The organism is Pseudomonas sp. NPDC089428, from assembly GCF_044749325.1.
GTDB lineage: Bacteria > Pseudomonadota > Gammaproteobacteria > Pseudomonadales > Pseudomonadaceae > Aquipseudomonas.
Map to the genome: position 1 here is coordinate 29,668 of NZ_JBIVHT010000023.1, position 22,019 is coordinate 51,686.

Genomic DNA, 22,019 nt, shown 5'->3' on the forward strand with positions numbered 1-22,019 from the left:
CCATTGGCGTTGCCGCCGAAGAAATCGAACCGTTGTTGAGTGTCTCAGCGAACCCGGCGCAGGTAGCCGTCCGGTGCCACGGTGACCAGCAGCTTGTTCTGCAACTGGTAGTCGATCTCGAAGCTGTCGTTGCCCTTGAGGTATTCCCAGACCGCGGTCTTGGGGTTGTCGCCATGGCCCCACGGGCGGTCGGGGAAGAAGTCGGCCGGCATGTCTTCGACGACGGTGTCCATCACCACGCAGTAGCTGCCCACGGCCACCAGCGGCGCGTACAGCTCCAGCTCCTTGAGCACGTGGTCGTGGGTGTGGTTGGAGTCGAGCACCAGAATGACTTTCTTGCCTTCGGCAATCGCCTTCACCTGCGCGGCAATGCCGGCGTCGATGCTCGAGCCTTCGATCATGCGCACGCGCTTGCTCATCGGGTGTGCCTCGATGGCTTCACGGTTGTGCGGGCGAATGTCGATGTCGATGCCCAGCACCTCGCCATGGCCCTGCAGCTCCAGCAAGGATGCGTAGTAGAGGATCGAACCACCGTGGGCGATGCCGCACTCGATGATCAGGTCCGGCTTGACCTGCCAGACGATCTCTTGCATCGCCATCATGTCCTGGGGCAGCTGGATGATCGGCCGGCCCATCCAGGAGAAGTGGTAGGTGTATTTGTGCGCGGCGGACTTGTTGAAGAAGTCGCGGGATACTTGCTGCAGCGCCTGGTCTTCACCCTGGGCAGCGATTTGCGCGGTGCATTCGGCTTCGAAGGCCTTGATCGGCGAGTCGGTCATAGTGCGGTCTCGGTTGGCAGGTGTGTGAAATCAGCGCTGTCGACGGCGTGGTAGGTGAAGCGGCCAGCGGTCATGCGGCGGATTTCATCGAGGTAGTTGGAATTCATCACGAACAAGTGCGCGCCCTCAGGCAAGGCGTCCAGCGCCTCCTGTGGCGAACTCACCCGGGCGCCGCTGAGCGGCAGGTAACGGCCTTGCTTGGCCGGGTTGATGTCGATCACCCAGTCCACCGCCGCGCCTGCGCGCTGCAGGAACAGCGAATAGATAACGCCTTTTGACGACGCGCCCCAGATCGCCGAACCGCGCCCGGCGTCACGCTGCACGATGCCCACGGCGTGGTCCAGGCTGGCGCTGAAGTCGGCCGGCAGGGTCAGTACGGGCACTGGCTCCAGCGTGGTACGCAGGCTGGCGAGGTCGGCGACGATGTACAGGTACTGGCCGTCGAACAGGTGCCCGGCCTCGGCGACCGAGCCGAACAGGCGGCGCAGGTCGTCCAGGCGGAAGTAGTTGACGTGCTCGTAGAACAGGTCGAACCAGGCCTTGTGTTCGATGATCCAGTCCAGGCAAGGCACTTCGATGTAGATCTGCCCGGCCCCGCCGTTGGCATCGGCGATGGCGGCCAGAAACGCCACCGGGTCCTGGATGTGCTCGAGCACATGGCGCAATACGATGCCCTCGGCACGTCGATTGAGCTCACGGGTGAACGGCGCCTTGAGCACGTCCGGGCTGTCGCCCTCGTAGGCCGGGTCGATGCCGGTGACGGCATAGCCACGCTCGCGCAGCAGCTCGAAGAACCAGCCCTTGCCGCAGCCGACCTCGATCAGGCTGCGGCCCTTGAAGTGCCGGGCAATCACGCCTTCGACGTCGTCCAGGTGGCGCTGGAAGCGCGCCGAGTGGCCCTGCTCGTTCTGGTAGTCGCTGTCGTAGCTGAGCAGGTCGGCATCGAAGGCATCGTTGTAGACCAGGCCCGTGCGGCCATCCTGCACCAGACGCATGTCGGCGCTGGCAGACGCGCGTGCCGAAGCCGCGTCGGCGAAGGTGCGGTTCTGCAGCACCGGCAAGCCGGTGGCGCGGTACAACTCATGTTTCATCACAAGCTACTCCCAACAGTGCCCGCAGCCGGCGGGCATCGCCCCAGAACGCCATGGGTTCGTGGGCCGGATAGGGGTAATGCCCCAGGTTCAGCGCGATCTGCGCGCCGCGCTTGGCGATATGCGCCTCGACCAACGTGCGTACTGCTATCGGCTGACCGCTGCAGCAATTGACCACACCGCTGAAATCAGCCCGTTCGAGCAGCTCGGCCAAGTAGCCAGCAGCCGTGCCGATGGGCAGGAAATCGCGCAGCTGCTCCCCCCCCGACATGTCGAAACGCGGCTGGCCTGCATCGATGGCCCGGTCCAGCGCGGCCAGCAGGCTGTTGGGGTTCTGGCCTGTACCGAACAGGTAGAACAGCCGCACCCATTGCAAGGTGAAAGGCTGTTGCCGGGCCAGGCTTTCGAGGAACAGGCGCAGGCTGTGCTTGGCCAGGCCATATGGGTTGCCCGGCTGGCAGACCAGCGACTCGCCCAGCGCGCCGTCCTGCAGGCCGTATTCCAGGCAGGTGCCGGTGACCTGCACCTGGGTAACCCCGGCTTGCACCACACGCTGGATGAACCGGTAGTCGGCCATCAGGTTGTGCTCGAAGTGGAACAACCCCTGGTAATTCGGCAAGCCGGGCCAGGCCAGATGCACCAGTGCATCGACACCTTCACACAACGCATCGACGTCCAGCTGCGGGTCGTGCACATCGGCGCGGACGAACTCGACCTGATCGAACCACGGCAGCGCCTGGGCAGATTCCACGCGGCGCGCAACGGCACGCACCTGATGACCGCGCGCCAGAAGCGCGCCGACCAGGTGCTGGCCAACAAAACCACTGGCGCCGGTAACCAGCACGCTCATGCTGCTCACAGGACGGTCAGCTCCGGCACGGCGATGACGAAACGACCGCCCCATTCACGCACCTGCGCCTGCTGCTCGCTGACTTCCTTGAGCAGGTTCCAGGGCAGCACCAGCACGTAGTCCGGCTGCTCGATGGCCAGCCGCTCGGGGGGCACCACCGGAATGCGGCTTCCCGGCAGAAACTTGCCCTGCTTGTGCGGGTTGGCGTCGGCCACCCAGGCCAGCAGGTCAGGCTTGACCCCGGCATAGTTGAACAAGGTATTGCCCTTGGCCGCCGCACCGTAGCCGACCACGCGCTTGCCTTCGGCCTTGGCCTGCAGCAGAAAACGCAGCAGTTGGTGCTTGATGCGTTCGGCGGCCGGGGCCAGGGTGTTGTAGAACGCCGCCGTGGTTACCCCCACCCCCGCCTCGATGGCGAGCAGGTCATCGACACCGCTGCAGCGCGCCTGCGGGCCGCCGGCGCGCTGCACGAACACCCGCAGCGAACCACCATGGGTGGGCAGTTCAGTGACATCGAAGATCTCCAGGCCGTTACGCTGGCAAAGGGTGTTCACCGCAGTCAGCGACAGGTAGGAGTAATGCTCGTGGTACAGGGTATCGAACTGATGCTCGGCCATCAGGCAGAGCAGGTGCGGGAACTCGAACGTGGCAACGCCATTGCCCTTGAGCAGGGTCGCAAAACCGCGCAGGAAATCGTTGATGTCAGGCACATGGGCCAACACATTGTTGGCCGCCATCAGGTCGGCCGACCAGCCCTCGCTCGCAAGCGCCTCGGCAGCCTGCTGGCCGAAGAACACTTCGCGGATCTCCAGCCCCTTTTCGCGCGCCGCCTGGGCCGTGCTGCGGGTGGGCTCAACGCCCAGGCAAGGGATGCCGCGCTCAGCCACGTACTGCAACAGATAACCATCATTGGCGGCAATCTCCACCACCCGGCTCTGCGCGCTCAGGCCAAAACGTTCGACCATCTGCGCCACATAGTCGCGGGCATGGGCCAGCCAGGAGCTGGAGTAGGAGCTGAAATAGGCATAGTCGGCATCGAACAGTGCATCGGCGCGGGTGTAGTCCTCGGTCTGCACCAACCAGCACTGCTCGCACACCGCGACCTTCAGCGGCACCCACGCCTCGGCCGCGGCCAGTTGCTCGACACGCAGGTAGGCGTTGGACGGCGGCGCGGTGCCAAGGTCGATCAGGGGCAGGCTCAGGCGGGTACCACAGCCACGGCAATTCATGGACACACTCCGGTGAACGATGGGGCGAGCCAGGGATGTTCGGCATCCCGGGCTGACAGATTCTTGACAGCCAGCGGCCAGCTGATGGCCAGCCTGGGATCGTGCACCGACAGCCCGCCCTCGCGACCCGGGGCATAGTCGGCGCTGTGCAGGTAGAGCAGTTCGGCCTCGTCGCTCAGCACCTGAAAGCCATGGGCGAAGCCAGCCGAGATCAGCAAGCTGCGCCCGTCGCCGGCCCGCAAGTGCTCGGCGTGCCAGTGCAGAAAAGTCGGCGAGCCTTGGCGCAGGTCCACCGCCACGTCCCACACCTCGCCACGCAGGCAAGTGATCAGCTTGGCTTCCGGGCTATCGCCGAGTTGATAGTGCAGGCCGCGCACGCTGCCCTGCCCGACGGTGTGCGAATGATTGATCTGGCGCACAAGGAATGGCGCCCCCAGTGCGCCCAGGCTGGTTTCGCAGAACAGCCGGGCGAACTGACCACGGGCATCGCCGTGGCGCTTGTGCTGGACACTGAACAGACCGTCGAGGGGCAAGGCATGCAGCAGCAGATCAGTCACGACAACTCCGCGTACAGGTTCAGCTGGTCAAGGGTGAAGGCACGCATGTTGTCGCCGCGTTGCCAGGCAAGGTGCCAGTCCAGGGTGTGCTTGAGGCAATCCTGCAGCGACCAGCGCGTGCGCCAGCCCAGCAGTTGTCGCGCACGCGAACTGTCCAGGCGCAGCAGGCCGGCTTCGTGCAGAGCGCTCGGCTCGACCCGCAAGCCCGGTGCCGCCGGCCACTGGCGGGCGAGATGCGCCACCACCTCGCCGACGCTGCACATGTCCTGCTCACCGGGCCCGAAGTTCCAGGCACCCGCATACGCCGGGCCTTGGTGATACAGGCGCTCGGCCAGCTGCAGGTAACCGGCCAGCGGCTCCAGCGCGTGCTGCCATGGGCGCACGGCCTGGGGATAGCGCAGGGTCACGGGCGTACCCGCAGACCACGCCTTGAGCACGTCCGGGATCAACCGATCGGCAGCGAAGTCGCCACCACCCAGCACATTGCCGGCGCGCGCGGTCGCCAGTGCCAGCCCGTGTTCGGCGTATTGGTCCGCCGGGAAGAACGAAGCAGCATAGGATTGCGCCAGCAGCTCGCAGCAGGCCTTGCTGCTGCTGTACGGGTCGTGCCCGCCGAGCGCCTCGTTTTCGCGATACGGCCAGGGCCATTCCTGATTGGCGTAGACCTTGTCGGTGGTCACCAGCACGCAAGCCCGCACACCACCGACCTGGCGCATGGCTTCCAGCAGGTGAAGGGTGCCCATGACATTGCTGGAGTAGGTGCCCAGCGGGTCGCGGTAGGCCTCGCGCACCAGCGGCTGCGCCGCCAGGTGCAGGACGATTTCAGGCTGCCCCTCGGCCACGGTTTCGAGCAACGCGCCGAGATCGCGCAGGTCGCCGCGCACATCGGTGATCTCACGGCCGACCTGGGCCAGCTCGAACAGGTTGGGTTCGGTTCCCGGGTCCAGGGCAAAGCCTGTGACCTGCGCCCCCAGTTCACGAAGCCAGAGGGCCAGCCAGCTCCCCTTGAAACCGGTATGGCCGGTCAGCAGGACACGCTTGCCCTGCCAGAACGCCGGGCTCAGCCCCACTGCTTCCATGGGGCCTCCCCGTTTTGCCAGAGATGCTCCAGGTGGTTCTTGTCGCGCAGCGTGTCCATCGGGTGCCAGAAACCGTCATGCTGAAAGGCGTTGAGCTGCGACGCAGCAGCCAGCCGGGCGAGCGGTTCGGACTCCCAGGACGTCTGGTCGTCGTCGATGTAGTCGATCACCTTGGGCGAGAGCACGAAGAAACCGCCATTGATCCAGCCACCATCACCGCGGGGTTTCTCCACGAAACCGCGGACCTGCTCACCGTCACGCTCCAGTGCGCCGTAGCGCCCCGGGGGCTGCACGGCGGTCACCGTGGCGAGCTTGCCATGGGCCATGTGGAAATCCACCAGAGCGCCGATGTTCAGGTCCGAGACGCCGTCGCCGTAGGTGAAGCAGAAGGCTTTTTCGCCCTCCAGGTAGCGCGCGGCCCGGCGCAGGCGGCCGCCGGTCATGGTTTCTTCGCCGGTGTCGACCAGCGTGACACGCCAGGGCTCGCTGTAGTTCTGGTGCACGTCCATGCGGTTGGCGCGCATGTCGAAGGTGACGTCCGAGGTATGCAGGAAGTAGTTGGCAAAGAAATCCTTGATCGCATAGCCCTTGTAGCCCAGGCAGATCACGAAGTCATGGATACCATGGGCAGAGTACTGCTTCATGATGTGCCAGAGAATTGGCTTACCGCCAATCTCGATCATGGGCTTGGGCTTGAGATGGGACTCTTCGCTGATACGCGTGCCCAGTCCACCGGCCAGAATTACCGCCTTCATGTTGTCCCCTCTTGTTCGTCACCGGCCATGGCTCGTGTGGCTGCACGATTTATGGCGATATCAAGGGGACTTGCAGGAAACGCGCCAGAGTGGGGTGCGGATGGCGACGTCACCGATTTTGCCGGTAGCGCGGGGCAAGCCCGCACTCATGAAGCCGCGTGCTCAGCCCGGCATCCAGCCGCTGTACCAGTGCTGCACATGCTCTTCGCGCAGCACGTAGTCGCGCAAGACTTCCTGCTTCAGTCGGTCGCCCATGCGCATGCTTTCGTCCGGGTCGGCCAGGTGCATGCGAATCGCCTGCAACCACTCCTCGGTGCTATTGGTCTTGATCCGCGTGCACGGCAGGTAGCCTTCGTAGGCTCGGGTGTCGGTGACGATCACCGGGTAGCCGCAGGCACCGTACTCCAGCAGGCGCAGGTTGCTCTTGCAATCGTTGAAGATGTGGTACTCCAGCGGCGCCAGGGCAAGGTCCAGGTTCAGGCTGGCCAGTTTGGCCGGGTAAAGCTCCAGCGCCACCGGCGGGTGGAACTCCTTGACGTAAGGGCGCAGCGCCGGCGGACACATGCCGAAGAATACCCAGTCCACCTCGCTGGCCAGGGCCTTGACCACCTCGGCGATCACCTCCAGGTCACCGGTATGACTGGTACCACCACCCCAGCCAACCCGCGGCTTGCGCGAGCTGCGCCGCTGACTGCGCAGGCCGACCCAGAGGTCCTCGGCGAGCATGTTCGGCATCACCCGGATGTCGCTGTGGGCGCCGTACAGCGCATCGGCCAGGGCCTGGGTCGAGACCACCAGCCGGTCGCAACGCTCGATACCGCGACGCAGCGACTTTTCCAGACTATCAGGCACATGCTTGAGATGGTCGTTCTTCTTCGGCACATCGATCACATAGTCATCCAGTTCGTAGATGCAGAAGCCCTTGGAGAACGTCTTGAGGCGCTCGATCTCCTTGACGAAGTTTTCCTGGTAACGCCCCTGCACAATCACCACGTCCGGCGAAGCGCGCTCCAGTTTGATATTGGTGGGTATCTCGAAGTATTGCTGCTGAGTCACCCAGCCGGCCTTCTCCAACTCCACCAGCGGCTGGATCACCCGGTAATGCCCGACTGCGCCAGTGTTCATCGGCAACGCCAGCACATGGGGCAGCGAGCGATCAATGAACGGCATCCAGCCTGCCTTCAGGCCAGGGTCCAGACAAAATCCGGAGCCGCCCATGGTCAGGTTGATATTGTAGGCCGGGTCCCGTGCCAACAGTGGCATCCAGGCCCGGGAGAATGCCTCGTGCTGCTGCGCCACAAGGGCCTGGCGCTCGGCATCACGGGCCACATCGACCGCAGCGGCCGCTGGAGGGTCCAGTACCAGCCGGGCGTCGGCCGCCCACACCACCAGATAACCTGCCTGGCCCAGCCGCAAGCCCAGATCGATACTGCTGAAGGTGAGGCTGAACAACGTGTCGTTCAGCCCACCAAGGTCCAGAAACAGCTGTTTGCGAACCAGCAGGCAGTCGCCAGCCACTGCCGAGTAGTTCTGCGTCACCTGCAGACGCTGCATGTAGCCGCCCGCCTCCACCGGCTCGCCGACAAATGGTGAAGCCACCCCGCCGCGCAGGCCCAGCACGCTGCCAGCCTGGACCACCAGGCCCCGGGCATCGCACAGCTTGGCGCCCACTGCGCCGACTTCTTGACGTTGGCCATGGCTCAGCATCGCGTCGAGCCAATCCGGTTCGGTGACCACGGCGTACGGGCTCAACATCAGCAGGTAGTCACCCCGCGCCTGCTGCGCGGCCAGGTTCTGCAGCGCCGCGAAGCTGGTTTCCTCGCCAAGGCTCAGCACCCGCAGCTTGTCACTGCCCACTTGCTGCAGGGCGGCCAGCCAGGCTTGGGTTTCGGCCCCCTGGCTGGCATTGTCCACGATCAACACTTCGTAATTCGCGTAGGCAGTCTTCTCCAGCACGCTTTCCAGGCAGCGCTCGAGCGCCGGCAGCTGGTCCCGGACATTGATCACCAGGCTCACCCGCGGCTGCGTAGCGTGCAGGTAACGCACCTGATTGATCGCCCCGTCGCTGTTACGCAGCTGGTAGGCCACCCCCAGGCGCTTGAGATGCACATCAAGCAGTTGGCGGTTCTCTTCGACCACCGCCGCCGAGGACAGCCAGGCGGCATAGCCGAAAGAGCTCTCCACCAGCACTTCGGGAATGTGCTCGATGACCTGCGGGCCATGGCCTTCCACCAGGCGCCAGAGCAGGTCGTGAGGTGCCAGCTCGCGGTAGCCGGCCGCGAAACCACCCGAGGCCTGGATGGCGCTGCGGGAGAACGCCAGCACGCGGCCGGTGTAGGGATAGCCGCGCATCAGGTCGAGGTTGAAGTCGGGCTTGAACACCGGCTCCACCGACTCGTCGTCGCGCAGGCCGCCTTCATCGCCATAGCAGCAGGTGATCTGCGGGCGCGACACGATGCGCTCGGCCAGCAGCATGAGGCTGAAACCGTTGAGGCGATCGCCGGCACGCAGCAGGTAGACCCAGTCCACCCCGTCCAGTTGCTCGACCAGCGTGTTCAGTTGCGCTGCCCAGTCAGGCTGCAACGGCTGACTGATGACGCGAGCTTCGTGCGCGGCCGCCTGAGGCGAGCAAGACAGCACCAGGGTCGCATCTGCGGCATAGGCCTGGCGGGCGATGCTATCCAGCGTCACCTGCAGCGCCTGAGGGTCGCCCTCGCTGTCGATCACCACCGGCACGATGCGCGGGCGCACTGGCCAGTGCTCGCTCAGGCGCATCAGCCGCGCCAGTACCAGTGGGTCCTGTCGGCAGGCCAGCCATTGGCCGTAAAGCTCGGCAAAACTGTTGCTGTCGCTGCCGACCTGGGAGTCATGGATCGCCTGGAGGCAGCGCAGCGTGTGTATCAGGAACAGGTTCTCCCAGGTGCGCTGGGCATCCTGTTGATCACCCCGGAGGACTTGCACCCGTATCCAGCCGCTGAACGGCTCACGCTCGCTGGTGCGAGCGGCGAACATATCGCGCAGGTGCTGCGCTTCAGCGACGGCGGCGGTCTTCATGTCGCTCTGGCTGCTCAGCTGGCCCGGGTGGACCCGTTCGATGCAGTGCACCCCGGCAGTGACGCCCAGGTGTCCGCGGCGCAACAGGCACACAAAGAGCACGAAGTCGAGCATGGCCACGAAGCCTGGCGCCAGTGCTGGCAGCAGTTCGCGCAAGTCGCCGGCACGCAGCAGCACACTGCTCAGGCCGCCGATGAAGTTCAGCTGGCGAGTCTCGAAGAAGTCCAGCAGGTCGTCGCCATTGAACAGCGTGGCGCCGCAGGTGACCGGGCTGGTTTCCAGACGCTGCGGGAGGGTGCAATCGTCGGCGTCGGCCAGCAGCCGTCGGGTCGCAACCAGGCTGAGGTCGTCATGGGCCTGGAACAGCCGCACCTGGCTGGACACGCAATCGGCCATCAGGCGGTCGTCGTCGCAGAGAAACTTGATGTAGTCGCCCTGGCTGTGCTCAAAGCCCAACTGCAGGTTGCCGACAAAGCCCAGCGGCTGTGGGTTGCGCAGATACACCAGCGGGTGACTGGCCAGCCCGCGCAGCTCCTCCACCACCGTTTCGATCTCGGCCCCGTGGCTGTCGTCGCAGACGATGACTTCGAGATTGTCGTAGTCCTGGGCCAGGGCACTGGCCAGGGCCGCCCGGAAGAACCGAGGGTTGCAGGCGGGGATGACGAGACTGACTAAGGGGGCTGGGTACACGGGGCAAATCTCTCGACAGGTGACTGCCCGCAGAGAATTCAGAACAGTCGCTACCATGGGGGAACAACGCGCCGTCACCCCTCGCCCCGGGCGGGCTAAGGGTGACGGCAACAGGCGCACTCAGAGGGCGTTGAACAGGCTCAACTGGCTGATGCGCGCGAACGCCTGCTGGGAGGCTTCGAGCGTGGTTTTCTGCTGGGTCAGGCGGATCAGCACCTCGGACGGGTCGGAGTCGCGGATCGACGACTGCGTGGTGGTGTTGGCGATGCTCAGGCTTTCGTTGGTGTTCTGCTGGATCTCCAGTGCCTTGCCCCGCGCACCGATATCGGTAACCGCCCGGCTCAGGGTGTCCTGGCCGCTCTGAATGTTGGCGATGGCCGAATCGAGGTCGGCGCGCAGCTGCTGGTAGGCGGCATTGTCGCCATCGATCGGCTGACTCAGTGCAGTGCGCAGCTTGGCCACGCTGTCCAGGACGTTCTGGGTCTGGTGGTTGTCGACTTGCACCATGTACTGGTCACCGGACTGCTGCGCGGGGGTGCTGGTGAACGTGAAATCCACACCTGCTGCCGAGGCGACGTTGCCCACCATGCTGCCACTGGCCACTGGCCGGCTGTCCGCGGTCAGCGGCTGGGCATACAGCTCGAAGTCCGTGTCGCTGGTGAACTTGATCACCGCACCGCCGCTCGGGAACATCGCCTTGTACTTGGTCGGGTCGGTGACGCTGATCGACGATACTTGCGCGTTCGACGGGTTGCCCGGGCTGCGCGTGGCAGTGATGGTGTCCGGCTTGCTCTGCAGCGTGAAGGTGTGGCCCGCCACGGCAGTGTCGGCGACATCGCCATCCTGCAGGTTGATGTTCAGGCGCAGGTCCACGCCACGGAAGCTGACCATCGAACCGCCCGCCGTATTCGGGTCGAAGCTGCCACCCTGGGTGGCTTCTGCGGTGACGTCGTTGCCCTGGCTGTCGGTAATGCTGAACTTGGTACTGCTGAGCATGGTAATGGTGTACGGCTGGCCGCTTTTGAAGCGGTCGTTGTAGGTGACGCTGCCTGACACCTGGCCGTTGGACAGTTTCACCCGGCCGTCATCCACTGGCGGAGCGGTCAGGGTGGTGGACGTGCGGCTGGTGTTCAGGGCTTGCTCGAACACGCTGTAGCCGGTGCTGTTGCCCGCCATCTTGAGCATGTCGCCGACTTGCAGCTCCAGCGGGGTCTGGTCGCCCTGATAGGAGTAGGTGCCATCGGCATTGCGCACGAACGGCGCCGTGTCGGTCTTGGAGCCGGCGAACAGGTACTGACCGTTCTCGTCGCGGCTGTTCATCAGGCTCAGCAACTGGTCTTCCAGCTGGCCCAGTTCGGCCGCCTTGGCCTTGCGCTCGGTGTCGGTGTAGCCGGCATTGCCCGACTCCAGTGCCAGTTCGTTGACCCGCGACAGGATCGTGTTGATCGAGTCCAGCGTGGTCTCTGTCTGGTTCAGCGAGTTGGTGATGTTGGTGGCGTTGGTCTTGAACTGCGCCAGCATGTCCGCCTGGTTGCCCAGTTGCAGCAGGCGCGCTGCCCCCACCGGGTCATCGGCAGCGGTGTTGACGCGTACGAAGGAACTGGCTTCCTCGTTGGTCTTGACCAGGTTGGAATAGTTGCGCTGGTAGTTTGCCGCGCTGGACGCATAGAACTGGGCCGTGGAAATACGCATGGGTCAAGACTCCTTAAAGCGCGGCGATCAGGGTGTTGAAGATTTCCTGCGCCGCCTTGATGATCTGCGACGAGGCCGTGTAGTACTGCTGGTACTTGACCAGGTTGCCGGCTTCTTCATCCAACTGCACACCGGACACCGAATCACGGGCACCGGTTGCCTGGGTCAGGATGACGCCGGTTGCCTGGGTGTCCATCTGGCCTTGCTTGGCCTGGGCCCCGACGTTTTCCACCAGCTTGCCGTAGGCGTCGGTGATGCTGATGCCCTTGGTCGAACCCACGTCCATTGTCTGCTTGGTCTGCAGTTCCTGCAGCGACAGCGCGTTGCGGTTGTCAGAAGAGCCGGCGCCGGTCAGCGATACGGTGAAGGTGTCGCCATCCTTGGGCGCACCGGCCACATCCATTTCGAAGCTGAACGACTTCTGGTTGCCACTGGCATCATTGATCGGGTTGCCCGCAGAGTCGATCATCGGCACATCAAACTTCAGGGTGTTGCTCTGCCCCGGAACGAAGGTGCCCGTGCCAATGCTGTTGCCCTTGGCATCGAAGGCTTCGTAAGTCTGCGGCGAGGTGGTTTCGTTACCGAATACCAGGCGCACCGGCGTGGAATACTTGATACCGGTCTGCAGTTCCTGACGTTGTGCCGGGTCGGCGATATCCAGCACCGAGGTCAGCACCGGCTGGGTGATCACACCGGTGCCGACATTGCCGGCACCCGAAGTAGCAGTCAGCGGCGCGGCCAGCGACAGGCGCTTGGCATCGGTGAGCACCACGCCGATCTCCGCCGAGGCATTACGGGTCGGGGTGATCTTGAAGCTATCGCCCACCGCTGCAGTACCGCTCTTGAGGTCCAGGCTGAAGCCGTCGATGACTGGCGCCGGGTCGTCATTGGTGCTGTAGGTGCCCATGTCAGTGCCGTCAGGCAGCTTCTTGACCTGGTACTTGTCCGCGCCCGGGCCGACGAAAGTCACCTGGTAATCACTGGTGCTCAGCTTGCCGGTGTCGCGGATAACCACGTTCAGCGAGGCACTGCCGCTGTTGCCGACCTTGGGCGTGCTGCGCGCGGACATGGCCTTGTCGCTGTTGATGTCGCCAAACAGCGCCGCACCGAACTCACCGTTCTTGTCGATGCCCTGGCCGAGCTGCGAGTTGATCTGCTGCGACACCACCAGCGCGATGCGGCCCAGCTCGTTCATGGCCGGTGCCAGGGTCTCGCTGCGGTAGCGCAGCAGGCCACCCATTTCACCACCGCTGATGCTGCTGGTGACATCCATGGTGGTGCTGCCACGATCGAGCTTGACCGAGAACTGGGTCGGGTCGGTGGCGCTTGGCTCGGCACTCATCTTGTTGGTGGTCTTGCCCAGCACCAGCGACTGACCGTTCTTCAGGTACACGTCGATACTGCCGTCACGCTCGACGGTCTGCACACCCACCAGTTCGTTGAGCTGGCGCACCGCCTCGTTGCGCTGGTCGAGCAGATCGTTTGGCTGGCCGGTGACCGCCGAGACCTTGGAAATCTGCTCGTTGTACTGCGCAATGCTGGAGGTCAGCTCGTTGATCCGCGAGGTCATCGAGCTGAGGTTGCCGTTGATGTTGCTGTTCTGCTCCTTGAACTGGGCAGACAAGCTGTTGAAGCGGCTGGCCAGTGCCTCGGCATTGCTCAGCAACAGCTGACGGGAAGCGTCTTCGGTCGGCTTGTTGGCAGCACTCTGCAGGGCGGAGAAGAAGTTGGTCAGCGCGCCGGTGATGCCGGTGTTGCTGTCGGACAGCAAATTGTTGAGCGGCGTGACCTGGTTCAGGTAGGCGGTGCTGTCGCTGTTGAGCGAAGTGGCGGTCTGCAACTGAGCGTCCAGGAAGGCGTTGTACACCCGACGGACATCGCCCAGGGTGGTGCCGGTGCCCATGAACACCTGGCCTTCCTGAAGCGAACCCTTGGCGCGCTGGACGTTCTGCTGGCGGGAATAGCCGGCGACATCGGCGTTGGCGATGTTGTTGCCGGTGGTATGCAGGCCCGCCTGGGAGGCCGACAGTCCCGACATGCCAATATTGATCAGACTCGCCATGGTTCCATACCCTTAAAGTTTCGTTGTGGTACCGAGCATTGCGTAGCTCTCGTACGACTTCATCTGTCTTGCGATCTGCGAGATCTTGCTGGCGTAGTTCGGGTCGGTGGCGTACCCGGCCTTTTGCAGTTCCCGCACGAATTGTTCTGGGTTATCGGCCGACTTCACCGCATCTTGATAGCGCGAATTGTTCTGCAGCAGGCTCACCAGGTCGTGGAAACTGTCCTGGTACGAATCGTAGGAACGGAACGCCGCCGTCTCCTTGACGAACTGGCCGTCGCGGAATTCGCTGGTGATCGCCCGCGCCGAATCGCCTTCCCAGTTACCGCTGGCCTTGATGCCGAACAGGTTGTGGCTGCTGCTGCCGTCACTGTTGCGCATGACCGACTTGCCCCAGCCGGTTTCCAGGGCGGCCTGGGCTACCAGGTAGCGCGGGTCGATGCCGATGCGCTTGGCGGCCTGTTCTGCCATCGGCAGCATGGTGGCGACGAATTCGTCGCCGTCGGCAAAGGCCTTCTTCGGCGCCAGCGGTGGCTGCGCCACGGCGCGGCCGGTGATGCGCAGGCCGTTGTCCGGGATGGCGATGGCCTTGGCCACCTGTTGCCCGTCACGGGCCGGCACGGCGGCGCTATTGGTGGTCGCAGCCGGGCTGGTGGCCGAGGGCACGATACCGGCCAGCAGGCGGTCGGTGAGCTTGCCTGGCAGCGCCAGGCGCCGCGAATTGAGCGCGGCGACGTCGTTGCGCGCGGCCGTGGTCGCGGTGGCCTGCACCGGCTCGACCACCTTGTTGCCCCACAGCGTCGGCGCGCTGCCTTCGATACGCGGGAACGGGCTGGTGTTGACCGGGGTGCCCTTGTTCTTCGACAGCTGGCGAACCAGCACATCCTGCAGGCCGATACCGCCACCCTCGCGGGACATGCTCACGGCCAGCTGCTGGTCGTACATGTCGCGGTACTGCTTGACCGTCTCGCTGTTCATCGGGTTGTCGTCGGCCAGCACATCGCTGGCCTTGCGCGAGGCCTTGAGCATCTCGCTGATGAACAGCGACTCGAACTCCTGGGCCACCTTGCGCACGTTGGCGTCGCTGTCGCGGTCACCGTGCTTGAGCGAACTCAGGCGATTGAGGTCGGTGTAGGCACCGCTGTCGGCGTGGCTGGAGACCAGGCTTTTCGAATTCATCCGTGGCCTCCTCAGATCACGATCAGGTCGGCCTGCAAGGCGCCGGCCTGTTTCAGTGCTTCGAGGATGGCCATCAGGTCGCCCGGTGCCGCGCCGACCTGGTTCACTGCGCGGACGATCTCATCCAGCGTGGTCCCCGGACCGAACTTGAACATCGGCTTGGCTTCCTGTTCGGCATTGACCCGCGAACGCGGTACCACCGCCGTCTGGCCATTGGAGAATGGCCCCGGCTGGCTGACGATCGGGTCTTCGGTAATGGTCACGGTCAAGCTGCCGTGGGTCACGGCCGCAGGCGAGACCTTGACGTTCTGGCCGATGACGATGGTGCCGGTCCGCGAGTTGATGATGACCTTGGCCACGGCTTGGCCTGGGTCGATCTCGAGGTTCTCGAGGATCGACAGGTAGTCGACGCGCTGGCTTGGGTCCATGGGCGCCGTGACCCGCACCGAACCGCCGTCCACGGCCTGGGCCACACCTGGGCCGAGCAGGTCGTTGACTTTGTCGACGATGCGCTTGGCCGTGGTGAAGTCCGGGCGGTTGAGGTTCAGGGTCAGGCTGTTGCCCTGGTTGAAGCCACTCGGTACTGCGCGCTCGACCGAGGCACCGCCGGGAATGCGGCCGGCCGACGGAACGTTGACGGTGATCTTCGAGCCGTCACGGCCTTCGGCATCGAAGCCGCCGACCACCAGGTTACCCTGGGCGATGGCGTACACGTTGCCGTCGATGCCCTTGAGCGGGGTCATCAGCAGGCTGCCGCCGCGCAGGCTCTTGGAGTTGCCGATCGAGGAAACGGTGATGTCAACCACCTGACCCGGCTTGGCGAATGCCGGCAGGTCGGCATGCACCGAGACTGCGGCAACGTTCTTCAGCTGCACGTTGCCGGAGCCGGCCGGCACCTTGATACCGAACTGCGACAGCATGTTGTTGAAGGTCTGCAGGGTGAACGGAGTCTGGGTGGTCTGGTCACCCGTGCCGTTGAGCCCCACCACCAGGCCATAGCCGATCAACTGGTTGGAACGCACGCCGGAGATGCTGGCAATGTCCTTCAGGCGCTCGGCGTGAGCACCGAACGCGCAGGACAGGAGCAGGGTCGCGGCAATCAGCTGCCTAACGTTGAACATGTTCATCCGTACTCAGAAGGGCCAAAGCGGGCTCATGAAGAAGCGGTCCAGCCAGCCGGGCTGACTGGCATCGGCGAACGAACCGGTGCCCGAATAGGTGATGCGCGCATCAGCCACGCGGGTGGACGGCACGGTGTTGTCGGTGGCGATATCGTCGGCGCGGACCAGGCCGGCGATACGCACCAGCTCTTCACCCGTGTTCAGGGTCATCCACTTCTCGCCGCGCACGGCGATGATGCCGTTGGGCAGCACTTCGGCCACGGTGACCGTGATCGAACCGGTCAGGGTATTGCCCTGGGTGGCCTTGCTGTCGCCCTTGGTGGTGCGGTCACCGCTGTAACCCGCCTCCAGCGACAGGTCGCCGCTGCCGAACGGGTTGTTGGTGTTCGGGGTGGAGCCGAACAGCGAGGTCAGGCCGATGTCCGCCTTGCTGTTCTTCTGGATCTGCGAACCTGCGTTCTTGCTCGCCGAAGTGCGTTCGTTGAGGGTGATGGTGATGATGTCACCCACGCGGAACGCCTTGCGGTCGGTGTACAGGCCCTGCTCGAAACCGGCTTGGTAGATCGAACCATTGTTGGCTGCTGCCGGCAGCGGGGTGCGCGGCAGAACCGGCGCGTAATACGGGTCGTTCGGCTTCGGCGTCGGCGCGACGCAACCTGCCAACACAACCGCCCCCCCCAGGGCGAATACAGACAACAGACGCTTCATGACACTTACCTCACGGTGTAACGGGAGTAGAACCTGCACTAGGGTTTAGAGCTGTTGAGTCACGAACGACAGCATCTGGTCGGCGGTGGAGATGACCTTGGAGTTCATCTCATAGGCACGCTGGGTGGTGATCATGTTCACCAGCTCTTCCACGGTGCTGACGTTGGAGTTTTCCAGAGTCTGCTGCAGGGTGGTGCCGAAGCCGTTCAGGCCCGGGGTACCGACCTGTGGCGCGCCACTGGCGGCGGTTTCCAGGAACAGGTTGTCACCGATCGCCTGCAGGCCAGCCGGGTTGATGAAGTCGGCGGTCTGCAGGTTGCCGATGACCTGCGCAGCCGGGTTGCCGGCGGTGGTGATCGACACGGTGCCGTCCTGGCCGACGGTGAAGGTCTGGGCGTCGTTCGGCACCACGATCGCCGGCTCCAGGGCAAAGCCCTGGGCGGTGACGATCTGGCCATCGGAGTTCAGGTGGAAAGTACCGTCACGGGTGTACGAGACGGTGCCGTCCGGCTGCAGCACCTGGAAGAAGCCACGGCCGTTGACCGCCATGTCCAGCGGGTTCTCGGTGGTCTGCAGGCTGCCGGTCTGGAAGTTCTTCTGGGTGCCGACAATGCGCACACCGGTACCGACCTGCAGGCCCGATGGCAGCTCGCTGTCCTGGGTCGACTGGGCGCCTGGCTGACGCTTGATCTGGTACAGCAGGTCGGCGAACTCGGCGCGATCACGCTTGAAGCCGGTGGTCGAGACGTTGGCCAGGTTGTTGGAAATGACAGTCAGGTTGGTGTCCTGGGCGGACAGGCCGGTTTTAGCGACCCAAAGAGCCGGAAGCATCAGTATTCTCCTCGTGCGCCTGTTTTACGGCACCCGTTCAAAGTTGGTTAGCCGATTTGCAAGACACGCGCCATGGCTTCATCGCCTTCCTTGGCCGCGTTCATCATTTTCACGTGCAGTTCGAACTGGCGGGACAGCGCCAGCACCGAAGTCATTTCTTCCACGGCGTTGACGTTGCTGCCTTCAAGGAACCCCGACACCACCCGCACATTGACATCGGCGGCAGCCGGTTGGCCGTTCTGGGTGTGGATCAGCCCGTCCAGGCCTTTGGTCATGCTCTTGATGTCCGGGTTGACCAGCTTGATGCGGTCGACCTCGGCCATCACCCGCGGGTCTTCACCCATCGAGCGGATGCTGATGGTGCCGTCGGCACCGACTTCGACTTTCTGCTCTGGCGGAATGGCGATCGGGCCACCGTTGCCGATCACCGGCATGCCGTTGCCAGCACGCAGCACGCCGAGGGCGTCGATGTTCAGGCTGCCGGTGCGCACATAGGCTTCGCTGCCATCGGGCGCCTGCACGGCGATGAAGCCCTGCCCCGACACAGCCACGTCCAGGTCACGCCCGGTCTCGACCATCGGCCCTTCGCTGAAGTCGGTGGCCGGGCGCTCGGTCATGGCAAACGCCCGCGACGGAAAGCTGTCACCGAACACCGGCATCGAGCGCGCCTGCTCCAGGTCACGCTGGAAACCATTGGTGGAAACGTTCGCCAGGTTGTTGGCGTGGGCCTTCTGCGCCAGCGCGTTCTGGCTGGCGCCGGTCATGGCCACGTAAAGCATCTTGTCCACAGTCATCCTCCGCTGCACTGACGTTCGTTTGCCGCTCGCCGTTGCTGTGCAGGCTCTAAAGCAAGTTCCGAACCAACTTTTCAAATTCATGAAAAAGCCCGTGAATACGGGCTTTATCGGGGTTTTGCCATGGGCGTGCCGCCGGATATCCGGCGCCGGGTTGCCGATAGCGGCAAACCGGTACCGGCCTCTTCGCGGAGCGAGCCCGCTCCCACAAGAATTGCACTGGCCCTGAGGGCTGCGCAGTTCCTGTGGGAGCGGGCTTGCCCCGCGAAGAGGCCGGCACAGGACTCATCAAGGCTCGCGACAACCGCCATTACTGAATGGGCCGGCAAACTTCTTCCAGCCATCGCCCGGCGGCCATTGCGAGCACACCAGCCGGCCATCCACCTGGCTCTCCCAGCGCCACCAGGGCGCGGTACCGGCCTGGGCCTGGTACAGACAGAAAGCGGCGATCAATGTGGCAACCAGCTTTTTCATGATCCCTCCTGCAGATACGACAGACCCCTTCACAAGAAAGGGGTCTGCCCACGCCCACTCAGCCAGCGACCATCAGGTCATCTGAATGATGGTCTGCATGATGGTGCTTTCGGTGGAGATGGTCTTGGCGTTCGCCTGGTAGTTGCTTTGCGCCTTGATCAGCTCGACCAGCTCCTGGGTCAGGTTGACGTTCGAGGCCTCCAGCGAGTTGGACTCGACACTGCCCAAGGTGCCAGTCTTCGGCGAATCGATACCCGGAATGCCCGACGAGTAGGTTTCGGTCCAGCGCGTGCCGCCGATCTGCTGCAGCCCCTGCTCGTTGGCAAAGCTGGCCAGGGCCACCTGGCCGATGGCGCGCGACTGCTGGTTGCTGAAGCTGGCGAACATCACGCCGGTGGAATCGATCGACAGGCTCGACAGAATACCGGTGGCATAACCATCCTGGGACTGCGACATGCGCGCGGTCTCGGTGTTGTAGGAGGTTGTGCTGTTCATCGACAGGCGCATGCCAGCGGAGTTTTCCGCCGAGCCATTGGAAGCCCAGTTGCCCGAGGCATCCTTGGCGGCCGGGATCCAGCCCTTGAGGGTGAAGGTGTTGTTGGTCACATCCCACTGGGCACCTGCCGGGGCACCCACCGGGATGCTCGCCGGGTCGGTGGCCATGGACGCCACGCTACCGTCGGAGTTGAAGGTCATGGACGCTTCCAGCGGTGCGGTGGAAGTCGGATCCATCGGGTTGCGACCATCGATCAGGGTGTACATGGTCCACTGGTTCGTACCGGTCTTGCGGTAGAACTGCTCCATGGTGTGCTCGTTGCCCTGGCTGTCGTACACCTTGGTCGGGAAGGACTTGGTGTAGGTAGTGTCATCGGCCGGGTCGAAGGTCGGGCCGGCAGGCGTGGCGCTAGGCAGCGGGATGATGGTGGCTTCGGAATTCAGGTTGATGCCCTGGTCGATCAGGGTGGTGGCCTTGGGTGCCAGCGACGAGGTATCGATCTTCAGGTCGGTCAGCACGCCGCGCTTGATGTTGCCGTTCTCGTCGGCGGCATAGCCCTGCAGACGCAGGCCGTCCGAGGTGACCACGTAGTTGTCCTTGCTGTTCTGGAAGGCACCGGCACGGGTGTAAACGCGCGCACCGTTGTCCGACAGCACGAAGAAGCCCTGGCCCTGGATACCCATGTCCAGCACGTTGCCGGTGTTGTTGACGTCACCCTGGCTGAACTGCTGGGAGATCGCCGCCAGGCGCACACCGTTGCCGACCTGGTTCTTGCCCACACCCAGGCGGTTGGCCCCGGCGTACACGTCGGCGAACTCGGCGCGCGAGGATTTGAAGCCGGTGGTATTGACGTTGGCAATGTTGTTGCCGGTAACGTCCAGCTGCTTGTTGGCTGCGTACAGACCGCTAAGGCCGATATTGAAAGACATGCTGTTGCTCCTTTTTGCCGTTCTGTCGGCCTTAGATACCGATGGTTTGTACGTCGGACAGGGAAACCTTGCCCACACCCGCCAGGTTCAGCACCATCTCGCCGGTGGTGTTGAAGCTGACGCTGGTGACCTTGGCTGGCAGTAGGGTGTTCATCTGTACCGCCTTGCCGTCCACCGTGGTGGTGGCCGTGAAGGTGTAGGTACCCGGGTCGACTTTCTCGCCCTTGTTGTTGGTGCCATCCCAGATGAAGTCGCCGTATCCGGCCTTCTGCTCGCCCAGCTCGATGGTCTTGACGGTGTTGCCGTCCTTGTCGGTGATGGTGACTTTCGCCTCGCTGATGGCCTGAGGCACCACGAACTGTGCATTGAAGCTGTCAGCGGTATCGACGATCGCCTTGTCGTTCTGCACGATCACCGAGCGGCCGACCAGCGAAGACGCCTGCAGCGCTTGCGACGACGCCATGGCGCTGGTGATCGAACTGACCGACTCGTTCAGCGAAGTGATGCCTTCGAGGCTGCTGAACTGCGCCAACTGGGCAACGAACTCGCTGTTGTCCTGCGGATCCAGCGGGTTCTGATTCTGCATCTGGGTGACCAGCAGCTGCAGGAACGCATCCTTGCCCAGGGTCTGACCGCCGGTCGCGGAGCTGGTCGTGGAGGTTTTCTTGGTGCTGGAGCTGACACCGGACGCCGCGATGACGTCGTTGAGGTTCACACCGTTGGTGCTATCGACTGCCATGGTCTGGATTCCTTATCACTGACCCAGGGTCAGTACTTTCTGCATCATGTTCTTGGCGGTGTTCATCAGCTCGGCGTTGGTCTGGAACGCACGGCTGGCGGAGATCATGTCAGCCATCTCCTCGACCACGTTGACGTTCGGGTAATAGACGTAGCCGTCCTTGTTCGCCGCCGGATGATTCGGCTCGTAACGCGCTTCAAGGTTGGTCTGGTCTTCGACGATACCTTTGACCTGCACACCCTGCCCCGCCTCGCCCTGGTCCTCGAACAGCGACTGGCTGACGCCGCTCTGCGCGTTCTGGAAGGTGGTGGCGAACACCGGGTGGCGCGCACGGTAGGTCTGGTCGATGCTCGACGACACGGTCTCGGCGTTGGCGATGTTCGAGGCGACGGTGTTGAGGCGGGTGTTCTGCGCGCTCATGCCGCTGCCGGCAATGTTGAAAACACTGGAAAGGGACATGAATTACTCTCCGCGCAGGGCCGAAACCAGCCCTTTGAATTTACTGTTGAGCAAGGTGAAGCTGGCCTGGAAACCGATGGCGTTTTCCGTGTAGTTCGATTGCTCGATCTGGGCGTCCACGGTGTTCTGGTCGATCGACGGCTGGGTCGGCACGCGGTACTGCAGGGTGTCGTCAGCCATCGCCAGGCCTTCGGCTTCGATGTGGCGGCTGTTGGTGCGATCCATGGCGAAGCGGCCGCTTTGCTGCTTCTGGCTCTCGGCGGCAAGCACCGAAGAGAAGTCCATGTCACGCGCCTTGTAGTTGGGCGTGTCGGCGTTGGCGATGTTGTTGGCCAGCACTTCGGCGCGCTGGGCGCGGAAGCCCAATGCCTTTTCGTGAATGCCAAGCGCCTTGTCGAAACTGATGCTCATGTCGGGGAAACCTTCGAAGGTTGGCCGGAATTTCGTTGAG

The 22,019-nt window shown here is 63.7% G+C and carries 20 protein-coding genes; all 20 read right to left on the reverse strand.

What is annotated here, in order from left to right:
• Nucleotides 1-44: 44 nt before the first annotated feature.
• The 20 genes from ACIPZ5_RS25870 to flgB all read right to left on the reverse strand — a co-directional run bounded on the left by ACIPZ5_RS25870 (nt 45) and on the right by flgB (nt 21,979).
• Nucleotides 45-779 (reverse strand): cephalosporin hydroxylase family protein, encoded by a 735-nt coding sequence (locus tag ACIPZ5_RS25870; RefSeq protein ID WP_343596126.1) that lies wholly within the window; start codon nt 777-779, stop codon nt 45-47.
• Nucleotides 776-1,870 carry a class I SAM-dependent methyltransferase gene (locus ACIPZ5_RS25875; protein WP_343596128.1) on the reverse strand — a complete coding sequence of 365 codons (1,095 nt, stop codon included), beginning with the start codon at nt 1,868-1,870 and terminating at the stop codon, nt 776-778. The genes ACIPZ5_RS25870 and ACIPZ5_RS25875 overlap by 4 nt, the downstream gene beginning before the upstream one ends.
• Nucleotides 1,860-2,720: an NAD(P)-dependent oxidoreductase gene (locus ACIPZ5_RS25880; RefSeq protein WP_343596130.1), complete on the reverse strand. Its 861-nt coding sequence runs from the start codon at nt 2,718-2,720 to the stop codon at nt 1,860-1,862. Before ACIPZ5_RS25880 ends, ACIPZ5_RS25875 begins: the two co-directional genes overlap by 11 nt.
• A 5-nt stretch (nt 2,721-2,725) precedes the next feature.
• Nucleotides 2,726-3,949, reverse strand: a complete 1,224-nt coding sequence (locus tag ACIPZ5_RS25885; protein ID WP_343596132.1) for a class I SAM-dependent methyltransferase — start codon at nt 3,947-3,949, stop codon at nt 2,726-2,728.
• Nucleotides 3,946-4,506 carry a dTDP-4-dehydrorhamnose 3,5-epimerase family protein gene (locus ACIPZ5_RS25890; protein WP_400811347.1) on the reverse strand — a complete coding sequence of 187 codons (561 nt, stop codon included), beginning with the start codon at nt 4,504-4,506 and terminating at the stop codon, nt 3,946-3,948. Before ACIPZ5_RS25890 ends, ACIPZ5_RS25885 begins: the two co-directional genes overlap by 4 nt.
• The gene (rfbG, locus tag ACIPZ5_RS25895) at nt 4,503-5,585 is read right to left on the reverse strand and encodes a CDP-glucose 4,6-dehydratase (protein ID WP_343596136.1); all 1,083 of its coding nucleotides are present in this window, start codon (nt 5,583-5,585) and stop codon (nt 4,503-4,505) included. Before rfbG ends, ACIPZ5_RS25890 begins: the two co-directional genes overlap by 4 nt.
• Nucleotides 5,567-6,340, reverse strand: a complete 774-nt coding sequence (gene rfbF, locus ACIPZ5_RS25900) for a glucose-1-phosphate cytidylyltransferase (protein WP_343596138.1) — start codon at nt 6,338-6,340, stop codon at nt 5,567-5,569. The genes rfbG and rfbF overlap by 19 nt, the downstream gene beginning before the upstream one ends.
• Nucleotides 6,341-6,502: 162 nt before the next feature.
• On the reverse strand, nt 6,503-10,084 hold the full coding sequence (locus tag ACIPZ5_RS25905) for a glycosyltransferase (RefSeq protein WP_400811349.1): 3,582 nt from the start codon (nt 10,082-10,084) through the stop codon (nt 6,503-6,505).
• Nucleotides 10,085-10,204: 120 nt separating this feature from the next.
• Nucleotides 10,205-11,776, reverse strand: coding sequence for a flagellar hook-associated protein 3 (locus tag ACIPZ5_RS25910; protein ID WP_343596142.1), 1,572 nt, complete (start codon nt 11,774-11,776; stop codon nt 10,205-10,207).
• A gap of 13 nt (nt 11,777-11,789) precedes the next feature.
• Entirely contained in the window at nt 11,790-13,838 is a 2,049-nt protein-coding gene (gene flgK, locus ACIPZ5_RS25915) for a flagellar hook-associated protein FlgK (protein WP_400811351.1), read from the reverse strand.
• A gap of 12 nt (nt 13,839-13,850) precedes the next feature.
• A complete protein-coding gene (gene flgJ, locus ACIPZ5_RS25920) occupies nt 13,851-15,017 on the reverse strand; it encodes a flagellar assembly peptidoglycan hydrolase FlgJ (RefSeq protein WP_343596146.1) in 1,167 nt (388 codons plus the stop codon).
• A gap of 11 nt (nt 15,018-15,028) precedes the next feature.
• On the reverse strand, nt 15,029-16,138 hold the full coding sequence (locus ACIPZ5_RS25925) for a flagellar basal body P-ring protein FlgI (protein ID WP_176508759.1): 1,110 nt from the start codon (nt 16,136-16,138) through the stop codon (nt 15,029-15,031).
• A gap of 12 nt (nt 16,139-16,150) precedes the next feature.
• Nucleotides 16,151-16,846 (reverse strand): flagellar basal body L-ring protein FlgH, encoded by a 696-nt coding sequence (gene flgH / locus ACIPZ5_RS25930; RefSeq protein ID WP_343596150.1) that lies wholly within the window; start codon nt 16,844-16,846, stop codon nt 16,151-16,153.
• A 45-nt stretch (nt 16,847-16,891) separates the two neighbouring features.
• Complete coding sequence (flgG, locus tag ACIPZ5_RS25935) at nt 16,892-17,677, reverse strand: flagellar basal-body rod protein FlgG (RefSeq protein WP_027921148.1); 786 nt, start codon at nt 17,675-17,677, stop codon at nt 16,892-16,894.
• A gap of 47 nt (nt 17,678-17,724) precedes the next feature.
• The gene (gene flgF / locus ACIPZ5_RS25940; RefSeq protein WP_085677753.1) at nt 17,725-18,465 is read right to left on the reverse strand and encodes a flagellar basal-body rod protein FlgF; all 741 of its coding nucleotides are present in this window, start codon (nt 18,463-18,465) and stop codon (nt 17,725-17,727) included.
• 294 nt (nt 18,466-18,759) lie between these two features.
• Entirely contained in the window at nt 18,760-18,945 is a 186-nt protein-coding gene (locus ACIPZ5_RS25945; RefSeq protein WP_313710759.1) for a hypothetical protein, read from the reverse strand.
• A gap of 72 nt (nt 18,946-19,017) precedes the next feature.
• Nucleotides 19,018-20,370, reverse strand: a complete 1,353-nt coding sequence (gene flgE / locus ACIPZ5_RS25950) for a flagellar hook protein FlgE (protein ID WP_343596155.1) — start codon at nt 20,368-20,370, stop codon at nt 19,018-19,020.
• Nucleotides 20,371-20,401: 31 nt separating this feature from the next.
• A complete protein-coding gene (gene flgD, locus ACIPZ5_RS25955; protein ID WP_343596157.1) occupies nt 20,402-21,109 on the reverse strand; it encodes a flagellar hook assembly protein FlgD in 708 nt (235 codons plus the stop codon).
• Between the two features lie 15 nt (nt 21,110-21,124).
• Nucleotides 21,125-21,568 (reverse strand): flagellar basal body rod protein FlgC, encoded by a 444-nt coding sequence (gene flgC / locus ACIPZ5_RS25960; RefSeq protein ID WP_343596159.1) that lies wholly within the window; start codon nt 21,566-21,568, stop codon nt 21,125-21,127.
• Nucleotides 21,569-21,571: 3 nt separating this feature from the next.
• On the reverse strand, nt 21,572-21,979 hold the full coding sequence (gene flgB, locus ACIPZ5_RS25965; RefSeq protein WP_054886324.1) for a flagellar basal body rod protein FlgB: 408 nt from the start codon (nt 21,977-21,979) through the stop codon (nt 21,572-21,574).
• Nucleotides 21,980-22,019: the final 40 nt, after the last annotated feature.